This window comes from Paraburkholderia susongensis (genome assembly GCF_900177725.1).
In the GTDB taxonomy this organism is placed as follows: domain Bacteria; phylum Pseudomonadota; class Gammaproteobacteria; order Burkholderiales; family Burkholderiaceae; genus Paraburkholderia; species Paraburkholderia susongensis.
In genome coordinates, this window is the sequence record NZ_FXAT01000003.1 from 356427 (window position 1) to 370533 (window position 14107).

Sequence of the window (14107 nt, forward strand, 5' to 3'; positions counted from 1 at the left end):
CACCGCATCCTGAGAGGGGAATTCATGGATACGTCGACTGCCGTCCCGTTCAACGCTCCGCCTGCGTCGTCAGCGGCTCGTGATGGCTTCGACGCGCCGTCGCTCGCTGTTGCGCGCGAGCTGGAGCGGCTGCGCGCGCGGGTGCGCGAACTGTCGGCCGAACTCGTGCAGGCGCAGGAGAGCGCGCGCCGTCACGTGGCGCGCGAGTTGCACGACGGCGTCGGCGCCGAGCTGACCGCGACGCGCTTCGCGCTGGCCGGCGTCGAGACCTGGCTGCCCGCCGACGCCCCGCCGCAATGCTCGACCGCGCTCGCGGTCGCAAACCGCTCGCTCGACGCCGTCTATGCCGCGAGCCGCGAGGCCGTCGTGCAACTGCACGCGCCGTCGTTCGAAGCGGGTGTAGCCGGCGCGCTCACGCGCTGGATCAACGAATTCGCTGCGCGCACCCAGTTGCGCGCCACATTCACCTGCGCCGACGACGCACGGCTCGCGCGGCTATCTGCCGACGCGGCGCTCGCCGTGTTCCGTGTCGCGCAGGAAGCGCTGAACAATATTGCGAAACACGCGCGCGCGAGCTGTGCCGAGGTGCGCCTCGAGACCGGCCCGCGCCATCTGACGCTGCTCATCAGCGACGACGGCATCGGCCTGCGGCGCGGCGCGCGCGCGCGTGACGGCCAGGGTGGTGCAGGCGGTCCAGGCGGCCAATTCGGCCTCTCCGGCATGCAGGCGCGCTGCGCCGCGTTCGACGGCACGCTGCAGGTGAGCGCGCGGCGCGCGAGTGCCGGCCGTGGTGGCCGCGGCATTAGCGGCATTAACGGCCGGAGCGGCGACAATCATCAGTCCAGCCACACCGCCAACAACCCAGCCAACGCAAGCAACCAGCCCGCGCGCGGCACCCTCGTCCATGCGCGCTTCGCCTGGGACGCGATGCTCGCGCCCGCGTCGCGCGCCGCCCGGCGCGCGCTGCAATCGTGAGCACGCCATCATGAGCCTGCGCATTCTGATCGCCGAAGATCACGCCGTGGTCCGCGAGAGCGTCCGCCAGTTGCTGCTCGATCGCGGCGTCGCACGCGAGGTCGCCGAGGCGCAAAGCGGCGCGGAAGCGCTCGACGCGGTCGGCCAGCAGAGCTTCGACGTCGCACTGCTCGACATTTCGCTGCCCGACATGAACGGTGTCGAAGTGGTCAAGCGCCTGAAGCGCAAGGCGCCGCGTGTAGCCGTTCTGATCTTCTCGATGTACCGCGAGGACCAGTACGCGGTGCGCGCGCTGAAGGCCGGGGCGTCCGGCTATCTGTCGAAAACGGTCGACGCCGCGCAGATGATCGGCGCGATCCAGCAGGTCGCCGCGGGCCGCAAGTACGTGAGCCCGGCGATGGCCGAAGCGCTCGCCGATTACGTATCGTTCGACGGCGAGCAGCTGCCGCACGAAAAGCTCTCCGATCGCGAATACCAGACGCTCTGCATGCTCGCGTCGGGCAAACGGCTGACGGACATCGCCACCGCGCTGTCGCTATCGGTGAAGACGGTCAGCGTGTACCGCACGCGCCTGCTCGAAAAAATGAAGCTGCGCAACAACGCCGAGCTGACGTTCTACGTGATGAGCAACCGTCTGGTGGACCTGAACCCGGCAATGGCGGGCTGACCTCTCGCCGCACACGCGCGAGGATCCGCCGCGGGAAAAGTGGCCTGCGGCGCCACGGCAACGGCCACGGAGAGATTCCCTCCCCATTCGTCGCTCATCCGGTAAAAGCCATGTTCACAGTTCGCCCTCTGTACGCGAACGCCACCCGGAAGCCCCATCCCGGCGGGAATTTCCGCTCTCCGTCCGTGCCCCAAACGTGCCGCTCCCAGCCGGAGAAGCGGTACGTATCGGCTAGAATGCCGGGTTTTCCCCGACATTCGGCGCGCAACACGCGTGCACTACTGGAGACCCCACGCCAATGTCCCTGTTTCGCAAAAAGAGCGTCGAGCACATGCTCGCGGCGAGCGCTCAGAACGCCGGCCTGAAAAAGGCGCTCGGCGCGCTCGACCTCACTTTCCTCGGCGTCGGCGCCATCATCGGCACCGGCATCTTCGTGCTGACCGGCACGGGCGCCGTGCAAGCCGGCCCCGCGCTGATGATCTCGTTCCTGATCGCAGCGATCGCCTGCGGCTTCGCCGCGCTCGCCTACGCGGAATTCGCGTCGACCATTCCGGTCGCCGGTTCGATCTACACGTACTCGTACGCGACGCTCGGCGAGCTGGCGGCGTGGATCATCGGCTGGGACCTGATGCTCGAGTACGGGCTCGCGACCTCGGCGGTGTCGGTCGGCTGGTCGGGCTACCTGCAATCGCTGCTGTCGGGCTTCGGCGTGTCGCTGCCGATGGCGCTGACGGCGGCCCCCCGCGCCATCCCCGGACACGCAACGCTGTTCAACCTGCCCGCGTTCCTCGTGATGATGGCGATCACCACGCTGCTGTCGCTCGGCGTGCGCGAATCCGCGCGGATCAACAACATCATGGTCGCGATCAAGGTGACGGTCGTGCTGCTCGTGATCGCCGTGGGCGTATTCCACGTGAACCCGGCCAACTGGCATCCGTTCATGCCGAACGGCTGGAGCGGCGTGTTCGGCGCGGCCGCGGTGATGTTCTTCGCGTTCATCGGCTTCGATTCCGTGTCGTCCGCGGCGGAAGAAGTGAAGAATCCGAAGCGCGATCTGCCGATCGGCATCATCGCATCGCTCGGCGTGTGCGCGGTGCTGTACGTCGCGGTGGCGGCGGTTGTGACCGGCATCGTGCCGTCGGCGAAGTTCATGGGCATTTCGCACCCGGTGTCGTATGCGCTGCAACTGGCTGGGCAGAACTGGGTCGCGGGCTTCATCGACCTCGGCGCCGTGCTCGGCATGCTGACCGTGATTCTCGTGATGGCCTACGGCCAGACGCGCGTGATCTTCGCGATGTCGCGCGACGGCCTGTTGCCCGCGAAGCTCTCGAAGGTGCATCCGCGTTTTGCGACGCCGTTCTTCACGACGTGGCTCGTCGGCATTTTCTTCGGCCTGATCGGCGCGCTCGTGCCGCTCAACGTGCTCGCTGAGCTGATCAATATCGGCACGCTCGCCGCGTTTTCGATGGTGTCGATCGCGGTGCTCGTGCTGCGCAAGACGCACCCCGAATTGCCGCGCGCGTTCCGCTGCCCCGGCGTGCCGGTCGTGCCGGTGCTCGCGGTCGCATCGTGCCTGTTCCTGATGTTCAACCTGCAAGGCATCACGTGGGCGGCCTTCGTGATCTGGCTCGCGATCGGCATGGTGATTTACTTCGGCTACTCGCGCCGGCATTCGAAACTGGCGAAGTAAGGGCCGCAGTCTCATCAAACGGCGACCAAACTGCGACCGGACTAACGCTCGCCGCGTAGCCCCCGCTTTCCGCTGATCTATCATGCGCCCCGTCATGCACCGCATACGGGGCGCAACTCTTTTCGGCGTCCCGTTCCTCAGACGTCACACCGCTCTCCGTGCGCTTTCACCCGTCCTCTCGCGTGGAACACACTTCCCCTCATAGCGCGCTCGCGCGATTTGTGCTTTACTTTTCGGCAGACCTATAAAACCCGCAACACCCTCATCGGACCTCGCGAATCGCAATCAGCACGCAGTCGAAGGAAGGCAAGGGCAATAAAAATCACAGGTCCGGTCTCACCCACAGCAACCATCTTGCATGGGATCGGGGTAAGTGCCGAAGCACCCATTCCAGTCGACACGCCATAGCGTGTGGGATCGGAGTCGGTGCCAAAGCGCTCACGCCGATCAACAAGGAGACAGCTTCATGGCGATCAGCATCAGTCTGACGGTCAACGGCGCACCCGTGAGCGCCTCAATCGACCCTGGCACCCTGCTAGTCCAGTTCCTGCGCGAGCAATTGCGTCTGACCGGCACGCACATCGGCTGCGATACGGCCCAATGCGGCGCGTGCACGGTGCATCTGAACGGTCGCGCGATCAAGTCCTGCAACATCCTCGCCGTGCAAGCAGATGGCGCGGAGGTCACGACCATCGAAGGGCTCTCGCACAACGGCACGCTGCATCCGATGCAGGCCGCGTTCAAACACTGCCACGGTCTGCAATGCGGCTTCTGCACACCGGGCATGGTGATGAGCGCGGTATCGCTCGTGCAGCGTCAACCCGATCTGACCGGCGACGACGTGCGCGACCAGCTCGACGGCAATCTGTGCCGCTGTACGGGCTATCACAACATCGTCAAGGCCGTGCTCGAAGGCGCCGCGGGTATGAAGTCCGCCGGCGCCACCGCCGACGCAGCGGCCAGCGCGCCGGCCAACGCCTGAGGAGCCGACGATGAACGCACCCGATACCCCGAGCCTCATCGGCGCCGCTGTCGAACGCAAGGAAGACTATCGCTTCCTGACCGGCAAAGGCCAGTACACCGACGACATCGTCCTGCCGCAACAAACCTACGCCGTGTTCCTGCGCTCGCCGCACGCGCACGCGAAGATCAATCACATCGACACGGCGGCGGCGAAACAGTCGCCGGGCGTCGTCGCGATCTTCACCGGCGCGGACCTCGCCGCCGAGAACGTCGGCGGACTGCCGTGCGGCTGGCTGATCCACAGCATCGACGGCAAGCCGATGAACGAGCCGCCGCATCCGGTGATCGCACATACGAAAGCGCGGCACGTCGGCGATCAGGTCGCGCTCGTGATCGCCGAATCGATCAAGGCCGCGAAAGACGCGGCCGAGCTGATCGACGTCGATTACGACGTGCTGCCGGCCGTGGTCGACACCACGCATGCGTCCGACCCGGGTCAGGCCGCCGTGCACGACGAAGTGCCCGACAACGTCTGCTACAACTGGGGCCACGGCGACAAGGCCGCGACCGACGCCGCGTTCGCCAAAGCCGCACACGTGACCACGCTCGACATCGTCAATAACCGGCTCGTGCCGAACGCGATCGAGCCGCGCGCGGTCAATGCGAACTATTCGGTGCAGGACGAGAGCTACACACTGTACGTGGCGAATCAGAACCCGCATGTCGAGCGGCTGCTGATGGCCGCGTTCGTGCTGTCGCTGCCGGAATCGAAGCTGCGCGTGATCGCACCGGACGTCGGCGGCGGCTTCGGCTCGAAGATCTTCCTGTACGCGGAAGACGTTGCGCTCACATGGGCGTCGAAGAAGATCGGCCGCCCGGTCAAATGGACCGCCGAGCGCTCCGAGGCCTTCCTCTCCGACGCGCACGGCCGCGATCACGTGACGAAAGCCGAACTCGCGATGGACGCCGACGGCAAGTTCCTCGCGATGCGCGTGCACACGATCGCAAACATGGGCGCCTATCTGTCGACGTTCGCGTCGAGCGTGCCGACGATCCTGTACGCGACGCTGCTCGCCGGGCAATACGCAACGCCCGCGATCTACGCGGAAGTGAAGGCGGTGTTCACCAACACGGTTCCCGTCGACGCCTATCGCGGCGCGGGCCGCCCGGAAGCGACGTTCGTCGTCGAGCGTCTCGTCGAAGCCGCGGCGCGCGAGATGAAGCTCGACCCCGCGGAAATCCGCCGCCGCAATTTCATCACCCAGTTTCCGTACGCGACGCCGGTCGGCCTCACGTACGACACCGGCGATTACAACGTGCTACTCGCGCGCGCGCTCGAACTCGCGGACGTCAAAGGCTTCGCCGCGCGTCGGCAGGAATCCGAAAAGAATGGCAAGCGGCGCGGGCTTGGCTACTCGTGCTACATCGAGGCATGCGGTCTCGCGCCATCGAACATCGCGGGCGCGCTCGGCGCGCGTGCGGGTCTATTCGAAGTCGGGCAGATTCGCGTGCATCCGACCGGTTCGGTGACGGTGTTCACGGGCTCGCACAGTCACGGCCAGGGGCATGAAACGACCTTCGCGCAGGTGGTCGCGGACCGGCTCGGCATTCCGCTCGAAAACGTCGAGGTCGTGCACGGCGACACTGGCCGCATCGCGTTCGGCATGGGCACGTACGGCTCGCGCTCGATCGCGGTGGGCGGCTCGGCAATCTCGAAGGCGCTCGACAAAATCGAAGCGAAGGCGAAGAAGATCGCCGCGCATCTGCTCGAAGCATCGGCCGAAGACATCGAATTCCAGAACGGCGTATTTCGCGTCGCGGGCACCGACCGCACGAAGGCATTCGCGGAAATTTCGCTCGCGGCCTACGTGCCGCACAACTATCCGCTCGACGTGCTCGAACCGGGCCTCGAAGAAAGCGCGTTCTACGATCCGACCAACTTCACGTATCCGTCGGGCGCGTACATCTGCGAGATCGAAGTCGATCCTGAGACGGGCGTGTCCCTCATCCAGCAGTTCACGGCGGTCGACGATTTCGGCAACGTGATCAATCCGATGATCGTCGAGGGCCAGGTGCATGGCGGGCTCGCGCAGGGCATCGGCCAGGCGATGCTCGAGCGCTGCGTGTACGACAACGAAAGCGGCCAGTTGCTGTCCGGCTCGTACATGGACTACGCGATGCCCCGTGCGTCCGATCTGCCCAACTTCACGGTGGAAACCGCGAAGGGCACGCCGTGCACGCACAATCCGCTCGGCGTCAAAGGCTGCGGCGAAGCGGGCGCGATCGGCTCGCCGCCGGCGGTCATCAACGCGATCATCGACGCGCTCGCGCCGCTCGGCGTGACCGATCTGCAGATGCCGGCCACGCCGCATCGCGTATGGTCCGCGCTTCAAGCGGCAAAGCAACCCTGACCCAACGATCCTGAGCGGAGCATTCGACATGTATTCATTCGAGTATCAACGCGCGACGGATCCCAAAGCGGCCGCCGCAGCCCTCACCGCCGACAGCGATGCGAAGTTCCTCGCCGGCGGCCAGAGCCTGTTGCCGACGATGCGCCTGCGTCTCGCACAGCCGTCGCAACTGATCGACGTGACGCGCATTCCCGCGCTCAAGTCGATCGCCGCCGACGCGAAAACGGTGACGGTCGGCGCAGCGGTTTGTCACGCTGACGTGGCCGATCACGCGGACGTGCGGCGCGTGCTGCCCGCGCTCGCCGATCTCGCCGGACACATCGGCGACCGGCAGGTGCGCGCGCTCGGCACGATTGGCGGCTCGCTCGCCAACAACGATCCGGCCGCGTGCTATCCGGCAGCCGCCCTCGCGCTCGATGCGACCATCGTCACCGACCGGCGGCGCATCACGGCTAGCGACTTTTTCGTGGGGATGTACGAGACCGCGCTCGAACCCGACGAGCTGATCGTCGCCGTCGAGTTTCCGGTGCCCGAGCGCGCGGCCTACGAGAAGTTCAACAATCCCGCGTCGCATTTCGCGCTCGTCGGCGTGTTCGTCGCGAAGTTCGCGAGCGGCGTGCGCGTCGCGGTGACGGGCGCGGCGTCGTCGGTATTTCGTGTGCCCGAACTCGAAAGCGCGCTGTCGGCGAACTTCGCGCCGGACGCCGCGCGTGCGGTGAGCGTGCCGTCCAGCGATCTGAACGACGACATGCACGCAAGCGCCGAGTACCGCGCGCATCTGATTCCGTTGCTCGCCGCGCGCGCGGTCACGAAGGCAAATAGTTAGCAATCTTGACTAATCAGGCCGACTTGCCGCGCATCGATTCATTGCGCGGGCAAGCCGGCTTCGCTCACTTCGCGCGCAAGGCAAATGCGAGGCCTTATTCCGCTTTTTCGCGCCTTGCTCGTTTTTTGCATGGCACTCGCGCCACGCTTCAGCGAGCGCCAGCCAGACACTAGTCAGGCATCCGTCACACCAGATCGCGCAGATTCAGGACCACCATGCAGCCGGCTTCAATCGACGACACCCTCGCCCAACTCGCCGCCCAACGCTATTTCGCGAGCCGCGAACTCGCGACCGCGCTGTATCTCGCGCTGCGTATGGAGCGGCCACTGTTCGTCGAAGGCGAGCCGGGCGTCGGCAAGACCGAACTCGCGAAAGCGGCGGCGGGCATGCTCGGCACCACGCTCCTGCGGCTGCAATGCTACGAGGGACTCGACACCGCGAGCGCGCTCTATGAATGGGACTACCCGCGCCAGATCATGGCCCTGCGGCTTGCCGAAGCCACCGGCGAGCGGCCCGGCAACGACACGCTGTATCGCAACGAATTCCTGCTCAAGCGTCCGCTCTTGCAGGCGCTGATGCCCGACGAACATCACCCCGGCGCGCGGCGCGTGCTGCTGATCGACGAAATCGATCGCGCCGACGAACCGTTCGAGGCGTTCCTGCTCGAACTGCTTTCGGACTTCCAGGTATCGATTCCCGAATACGGCACCGTGCGCGCGGCGCAACCGCCGCTCGTCGTCATGACCTCGAACCGCACGCGCGAAGTACACGACGCGCTGAAGCGCCGTTGCCTCTATCAATGGATCGGCTATCCCGAGCGCGAGCGCGAACTCGAGATCGTCGCTGCGCGCGCGCCGCAAACGTCGGCGGAATTGCAGCGGCGCGCGGTCGATTTCGTGCATCGGCTGCGCGGCATGGATCTGTTCAAGGCGCCGGGCATCGCGGAAACGATCGACTGGTGCCGCGCGCTCGAAGCACTGGCCGTGACGGAACTCGATCCGCAATCGGTGCAGAACACGCTCGGCGTGCTGCTCAAGTACCAGGACGATCTCGCGCGCGTGGACGCCGCGCAGATCACGCAGTGTCTGTCCGCCTGAGGATAGTTGGCATGGCGAACCAAACCGGCCCGGACAATCGCAGCGACGTGCGCCAGCGAGCCACGCCGGACGATAGCGCGCCGATGCTCGCGCGCAACGTCGTCCATTTCGTGCGCGTGCTGCGCGGCGCGGGCCTGCCGATGTCTCCCGCGCAATCCGTCGACGCACTCGCCGCGCTGCACTGGATCGACCTCGGCCGCCGCGACGACGTGCGCGCCGCCCTCGCCGCGCTGCTCGTCACCGCGCCCGACGAACGCGAACTCTTCAACGCCGCGTTCGACCTGTTCTGGCGCGACCCCGACTGGGAAGGCAAGCTGCGCGCGCTGCTGCTGCCGAAAGTTCGCGACGGGCTGCCACCGCCAAAACGCAACAACCGCCTCGCCGATGCGCTCGCGGTGCGCATGCCGGCGTCCCCGCACCTCAAAACGCAGCAGGAAACCGAACAGCACGAACTGCGCGCGCACCTCACGTTCAGCGCCGAAGAGCGCTTGCGTCATCGCGATTTCGACACGCTCACCGCCGACGAATGGCGCACGCTGCGCCATCTGATCCGCGCTCAGCGTCTGCCGCTCGCCACCGAGCCGACACGACGCCTGAAGGCCGCCTCGCACGGCACGCATGCGGACCTGCGCGCGAGCGCGCGGCACGCGGTGCGCGCGGGCGGCGACTGGACCGTGTGGAAATATCGCGCGACCGTCGAGCGCAAGCCGCCGCTCGTGCTGTTGCTCGACATCTCCGGTTCGATGAGCAGCTATTCGCGCGCGGTGCTGTACTTCTGCCACGCACTGCTGCAATCGCGCGAACGGCTACAGGTGTTCCTGTTCGGCACGCGGCTCACGAACGCGACGCGCGCATTGCGCGAGCGCGACCCGGACGTGGCGATTGCCACGCTCAGCGATCAGGTGCTCGACTGGTCGGGTGGCACGCGCATCGGCATGGCGCTCGCCGAATTCAACCGGCGCTGGGCGCGCCGCGTGCTCACAGGCCGCGCGACCGTGCTGCTCGTCACCGACGGTCTCGATCACGAAGCGATCGACGTGCTCGACACCGAAATGGCACGCCTCGCGCGCTTCGCGCATCGCATCGTCTGGCTCAATCCGCTGCTGCGTTTCAGCGGCTTCACTCCGAAAGCGCGCGGCGTGCAGGCGATCCTGCCGTATGTCGACGCGCATCGTCCGGTTCATAATCTAGACAGTCTGGCAGCGTTCGGCCGCGATCTCGCGCAACTCACGCGCGCACCTCGCCACGCCGTTGCCGCTACGACAATCGCAGGAGCAACGTCATGGAATTGAGCGAAACTCACTCGCTGCCGGTTGCGCAGCAGCAAACGTGGGATGCGTTGAACGACACGGAGATTCTGCGCGCCTGCATCCCGGGCTGCGAAAGCATCGACCCCGATGGCGAGAACGCGTATCTGGTGGCGCTGAGCGCGGCGGTCGGCCCGGTCAAGGCGCGCTTCAAGGGGCGCATGCAATTGACCGACATCGATGCGCCGAACGCCTATACGATCGTCTTCGAAGGCCAGGGCGGCGCCGCCGGTTTCGCCAAGGGCAACGCGCACGTCACGCTCGAAGCCGACGGCGATGCCGCGACGACGCTCTCGTACACGGCGAACGCGCAGATCGGCGGCAAGCTCGCGCAGATCGGCTCGCGGCTCGTCGACGGCGCGGCGCGCAAGATTGCCGGAGAATTCTTCAAACGCTTCAGCGCCCAGTTCTCGGGCGACAATAACGAAGAAGCGGCGGATGGCGACGCAGCGGTTGCGGCCGGGGCCGAAACCGGCGCCGCGAGCGCATCAACTGAATCGAACGAGGCCGCGGACGGCGAGTCCAGCGGCGAGGCAACGAAAGGAAAGAAATCATGGACAGCGTGGATCTCGAAGTTCTGAAGTCCAGCGCCCGCTGGCTGCACGAAGGACATCGCGCGCTACTGGTGACAGTCGTGAAGACGTGGGGCTCGTCGCCGCGTCCCGAGGGCGCGATGCTCGCGGTGCGCGATGACGGACTCGTGGTGGGTTCGGTATCGGGCGGCTGTATCGAAGACGATCTGATCGATCGCGTGCGGCAACGGGGCATCGAGCAGACACATCCGGAAGCGGTGAAGTACGGCATCACGGCGGAAGAAGCGCATCGCTTCGGTCTGCCGTGCGGCGGCACGATCCAGCTCGTGCTCGAACCGTTGACACAGCAAAGCGGCATTGCCGAGCTATGCCATACGGTGGAGAGCGGGCGGCTCGTCGCGCGCGAAGTCGACATGGTGAGCGGCGCGGTGCGGCTCGACGACGCGCTCGCCACCGACGGCGTGCATTTCGACGGCGAGCGTCTGCTGACGATTCACGGCCCGCGCTACCGCATGCTCGTGATCGGCGCGGGGCAGTTGTCGCGCTATCTGTGCAATATCGCGGTGGGGCTCGATTATCAGGTGACGGTGTGCGATCCGCGCGAGGAGTACACGGAGGAGTGGGACGTACCCGGCACGAAGATCGTGCGCACGATGCCGGACGACACCGTGATCGACATGAAGCTCGACGAGCGCTGCGCGGTGATCGCGCTCACGCACGACCCGAAGCTCGACGACCTCGCGCTGATGGAAGCGTTGAAAACGCCGGCGTTTTACGTCGGCGCGCTCGGTTCGCGAAGGAACAATCACGCGCGGCGCGAACGGCTCAAGGAGTTCGATCTGAACGAAGCCGAGCTGGCGCGTCTGCATGGACCAGTCGGCATTTATATCGGCAGCCGCACGCCGCCCGAGATCGCGGTCTCGATTCTCGCCGAGGTGACGGCGGCGAAGAACGGCGTATCGCTGCCTACGCTGCTGCAGGTCGAAGGCGCGAAGGCCGCGCGAGAAATTGCGGCGTCGGGCGGGGCCGCGTGTAGCGTATAGCGCTCCGGATGCAACGCGGCGGGCGCGGCGTGGTTACATCAACCCGCAAACCACCGCCGCGAGCACCGACCCGCCCACGAGCATCACGCCCACGGTGCGGCGTTTATTCAGTTCGGTCCACAGCAGCACGCCGGTCAGCGAAAGCAGGATCAGACTACCCGCAAGCGTGTCGATCAGCAGCACCCAGCCGACGCTCAGGCCCACGCCTTTATGCAGGTTGTTCAGCGTCGCGAGAAACGTGTTGTGCGTGCGCTTCACCGAGACGAAGCCGTTGCCGACCCAGTACTCCGCCTGCACGCCTTGCTTCGGTCCCATGATGCCGACCTGCCACAACTCCGGCTGGATCGTGCCGTGCTCGCCCCACGCGACCGGATGCGCGGGCTCGCGCTTCGTGCGCCCAGGTTTACCGTCGATCTTCAGTTCGCCCTGCAGCCACTTCGCCATTTCCATCGGCGAGCGCCATGGTTTCTGCGGCACCGCGATCTGCATTTCCTCGACCTGCGGCGCGCCCGTCGAAATCTTCAGCGGACCGCCGCGGTGGTTCAGCATGAAACCGGTGACACCGAACATCAGACCCAGCACCGCGCCCCACAGACCGACCCAGCCATGTACCTTGCGCAGCCACTTGATGAAACTCGCGCGCCGCGAGCGCTGCCGGCGTGCCCCCTGCTCCGCGTCGTCCAGCAGCGGAAGAGCGCGCTGCGATGCATCGGCGGTATAGGGCATCTCGCCAGCGGCGGCAGGTTTGAAATCGGTCGACTCAGGCGCGTTCACAACGAACTCCAGACGCAGCGGGTTAAGCCGTTGCCGACGCGCGGGCGGCGCAAAGAGGATGCGCGCAACCCGCAACCGTATGGCAGCGGTGGAAAAAAATCCTTGGGGAATGAACCGGATCGCCCGACTTGGAGTTCAGGCGGTCCGGCCGAGAGGCTGGCTGGCAGTCACAGAGGAGGAGAAATGTGACAGGAAGCTGGCGGCGCCTTTCAATTGAGAATTGTTATCATTACACATTCAGGCGGTTTGCTCAATGCCGTCGTGCGCCGAACGGATAGAAGCGATCAAGGGCGCGACGCGCGCCGAGGTTTCAGACAGGCCAGAGCGGCCCTTCCTGCATCGCGCCGATCTGCTCGCGCATCTCCAGGATGCGATCTTCCCAATAGCGCTGAGTGTTGAACCACGGAAACGCGGCCGGAAACGCCGGATCGTCCCAGCGGCGCGCGAGCCACGCCTGGTAATGAATCAGGCGCAGCGTGCGCAACGCCTCGATCAGATAGAGTTCGCGTGTCTCGAAGTCGCAGAAATCCTCGTAACCGGCGAGCAGGTCGGCAAGTGCGCGCGACGCCTCGGCGCGCTCGCCCGGCAGCAGCAGCCAGAGGTCCTGAATCGCCGGGCCCATGCGGCTGTCGTCGAAGTCGACGAAATGCGGACCCGCGTCGGTCCACAACACGTTGCTCGGATGACAATCGCCGTGCAAACGCAGCGCGCGAATTTCGCCGGCCCGCTCGAACGCGCGCGCGACGCCTTCGAGTGCAAGGTTCACGACGGTTTCCCACGCGGTGCGCAGGTCGTCGGGCACGAAGCGGTGAGTGAGCAGGAAGTCGCGCGGCTCGTAGCCGAACGTGTCGATATCGAGCGTGGGACGCTCGGCGTAGTTTTGCGTCTGCCCGATCGCGTGAATGCGGCCGATGAAGCGCCCCAGCCATTCGAGCGTATCGCGCCGGTCGAGATCGGGCGCGCGGCCGCCGCGCCGCTCGAAGACCGAGAAGCGAAAACCGTCGAAGGTATGAAGCGTGCGCCCGTCGAGCACGCGTGCAGGCACGGCCGGAATTTCGCGCTCGACGAGTTCCGCGACGAACGCGTGCTCTTCGAGGATCGCGGCATCACTCCAGCGCTCGGGGCGATAGAACTTCGCAACCACCGGCGGACCGTCTTCGACGCCCACCTGATACACGCGATTTTCGTAACTGTTGAGCGGCAGCAGGCGACCGTCGGTGCGCACGCCGGCCGTGGCGAGCACGCCGTCGAGTGCATCGAGCACGGTTTCCGGCGTGAGTCTGGCAAACGGCACGGCGCTGTTCGCGCCGGCCTCGGGATCGGGAATGTCGGGAGTGGTGTCGTTCATGCCCGCATTGTGCGCCGCGCCGCCGGTAAAGACGAGGCCGGCGATTCACACACGGATCAACCGTGCCTTACAGCACCACTACAACTGACGCACCAACGGGCACGCGCGTGCCGCTCGAAACTGCGATCGACTCGCGAGCCACCGAGTACAACAGCCACAAGCCACAGCGTTCAATGCATCTGCGCGCCGGCCGGGCGCACGAGCTCACCCGTGTCGATCAGATCTTCGAGAAAAAAGGGTTCGGTATTCAGTTGCGGCGATGCGCCGGGTTCGCCGGCGTACCACGCCACCATCGCCATGTCGCCAAGGATGCGCATGACGATTCCGCGCGCGCCTTGCGGCACGGCGATATGCACCGATCGGACGATGGAACCGACTTGCATGATATTTCCCCGTTTCCCCTTGCCGGCTTTATGATTTCACGCCGGTCGAGATGATGATAAAAAGCGCCGCTTCGCCGCTAACGTTGCGTA

Annotated in this window: 13 protein-coding genes; 10 read left to right on the forward strand and 3 right to left on the reverse strand. The window is 65.8% G+C overall.

Translation table 11 applies throughout. The features are described from left to right. Positions 1-24 precede the first annotated feature (24 nt). From B9Z01_RS10680 to B9Z01_RS10725, 10 genes are all read left to right on the forward strand, one after another. Complete coding sequence (locus B9Z01_RS10680; RefSeq protein ID WP_085482694.1) at positions 25-975, forward strand: sensor histidine kinase; 951 nt, start codon at positions 25-27, stop codon at positions 973-975. A 10-nt stretch (positions 976-985) separates the two neighbouring features. Continuing rightward, positions 986-1642, forward strand: a complete 657-nt coding sequence (gene rqpR / locus B9Z01_RS10685) for a response regulator transcription factor RqpR (RefSeq protein WP_085483497.1) — start codon at positions 986-988, stop codon at positions 1640-1642. A gap of 298 nt (positions 1643-1940) precedes the next feature. Further along, positions 1941-3332: a branched-chain amino acid transporter BcaP gene (locus B9Z01_RS10690; RefSeq protein WP_085482696.1), complete on the forward strand. Its 1392-nt coding sequence runs from the start codon at positions 1941-1943 to the stop codon at positions 3330-3332. 466 nt (positions 3333-3798) lie between these two features. Next, entirely contained in the window at positions 3799-4314 is a 516-nt protein-coding gene (locus B9Z01_RS10695) for a (2Fe-2S)-binding protein (protein ID WP_085482698.1), read from the forward strand. A 10-nt stretch (positions 4315-4324) separates the two neighbouring features. Beyond that, positions 4325-6706 carry a xanthine dehydrogenase family protein molybdopterin-binding subunit gene (locus tag B9Z01_RS10700; RefSeq protein ID WP_085482700.1) on the forward strand — a complete coding sequence of 794 codons (2382 nt, stop codon included), beginning with the start codon at positions 4325-4327 and terminating at the stop codon, positions 6704-6706. A 28-nt stretch (positions 6707-6734) separates the two neighbouring features. After that, complete coding sequence (locus B9Z01_RS10705) at positions 6735-7532, forward strand: FAD binding domain-containing protein (protein ID WP_085482702.1); 798 nt, start codon at positions 6735-6737, stop codon at positions 7530-7532. 215 nt (positions 7533-7747) lie between these two features. Further along, positions 7748-8629 (forward strand): AAA family ATPase, encoded by an 882-nt coding sequence (locus tag B9Z01_RS10710; protein ID WP_085482704.1) that lies wholly within the window; start codon positions 7748-7750, stop codon positions 8627-8629. 83 nt (positions 8630-8712) lie between these two features. Continuing rightward, positions 8713-9921 carry a vWA domain-containing protein gene (locus tag B9Z01_RS10715; protein WP_085483499.1) on the forward strand — a complete coding sequence of 403 codons (1209 nt, stop codon included), beginning with the start codon at positions 8713-8715 and terminating at the stop codon, positions 9919-9921. Next, complete coding sequence (locus B9Z01_RS10720; RefSeq protein ID WP_085482706.1) at positions 9912-10517, forward strand: SRPBCC family protein; 606 nt, start codon at positions 9912-9914, stop codon at positions 10515-10517. The genes B9Z01_RS10715 and B9Z01_RS10720 overlap by 10 nt, the downstream gene beginning before the upstream one ends. Beyond that, a complete protein-coding gene (locus B9Z01_RS10725; protein ID WP_085482708.1) occupies positions 10490-11512 on the forward strand; it encodes an XdhC family protein in 1023 nt (340 codons plus the stop codon). Before B9Z01_RS10720 ends, B9Z01_RS10725 begins: the two co-directional genes overlap by 28 nt. Before the next feature lie 33 nt (positions 11513-11545). On the opposite strand, the gene B9Z01_RS10730 is transcribed toward B9Z01_RS10725, so the two are convergent. From B9Z01_RS10730 to B9Z01_RS10740, 3 genes are all read right to left on the reverse strand, one after another. Further along, the gene (locus B9Z01_RS10730; protein ID WP_085482710.1) at positions 11546-12286 is read right to left on the reverse strand and encodes a PepSY-associated TM helix domain-containing protein; all 741 of its coding nucleotides are present in this window, start codon (positions 12284-12286) and stop codon (positions 11546-11548) included. Positions 12287-12596: 310 nt separating this feature from the next. Continuing rightward, the gene (locus B9Z01_RS10735) at positions 12597-13634 is read right to left on the reverse strand and encodes a serine/threonine protein kinase (protein ID WP_085482712.1); all 1038 of its coding nucleotides are present in this window, start codon (positions 13632-13634) and stop codon (positions 12597-12599) included. Positions 13635-13804: 170 nt separating this feature from the next. Further along, positions 13805-14017, reverse strand: a complete 213-nt coding sequence (locus B9Z01_RS10740; RefSeq protein ID WP_085482714.1) for a hypothetical protein — start codon at positions 14015-14017, stop codon at positions 13805-13807. Between the last annotated feature and the right edge of the window lie 90 nt (positions 14018-14107).

Coding starts and splice junctions, on each gene's coding strand:
- B9Z01_RS10680 (WP_085482694.1), top strand. CDS start 25: ATGGATACGTCGACTGCCGTCCCGTTCAACGCTCCGCCTGCGTCGTCA.
- rqpR (WP_085483497.1), top strand. CDS start 986: ATGAGCCTGCGCATTCTGATCGCCGAAGATCACGCCGTGGTCCGCGAG.
- B9Z01_RS10690 (WP_085482696.1), top strand. CDS start 1,941: ATGTCCCTGTTTCGCAAAAAGAGCGTCGAGCACATGCTCGCGGCGAGC.
- B9Z01_RS10695 (WP_085482698.1), top strand. CDS start 3,799: ATGGCGATCAGCATCAGTCTGACGGTCAACGGCGCACCCGTGAGCGCC.
- B9Z01_RS10700 (WP_085482700.1), top strand. CDS start 4,325: ATGAACGCACCCGATACCCCGAGCCTCATCGGCGCCGCTGTCGAACGC.
- B9Z01_RS10705 (WP_085482702.1), top strand. CDS start 6,735: ATGTATTCATTCGAGTATCAACGCGCGACGGATCCCAAAGCGGCCGCC.
- B9Z01_RS10710 (WP_085482704.1), top strand. CDS start 7,748: ATGCAGCCGGCTTCAATCGACGACACCCTCGCCCAACTCGCCGCCCAA.
- B9Z01_RS10715 (WP_085483499.1), top strand. CDS start 8,713: ATGCTCGCGCGCAACGTCGTCCATTTCGTGCGCGTGCTGCGCGGCGCG.
- B9Z01_RS10720 (WP_085482706.1), top strand. CDS start 9,912: ATGGAATTGAGCGAAACTCACTCGCTGCCGGTTGCGCAGCAGCAAACG.
- B9Z01_RS10725 (WP_085482708.1), top strand. CDS start 10,490: ATGGACAGCGTGGATCTCGAAGTTCTGAAGTCCAGCGCCCGCTGGCTG.
- B9Z01_RS10735 (WP_085482712.1), bottom strand. CDS start 13,634: ATGAACGACACCACTCCCGACATTCCCGATCCCGAGGCCGGCGCGAAC.
- B9Z01_RS10740 (WP_085482714.1), bottom strand. CDS start 14,017: ATGCAAGTCGGTTCCATCGTCCGATCGGTGCATATCGCCGTGCCGCAA.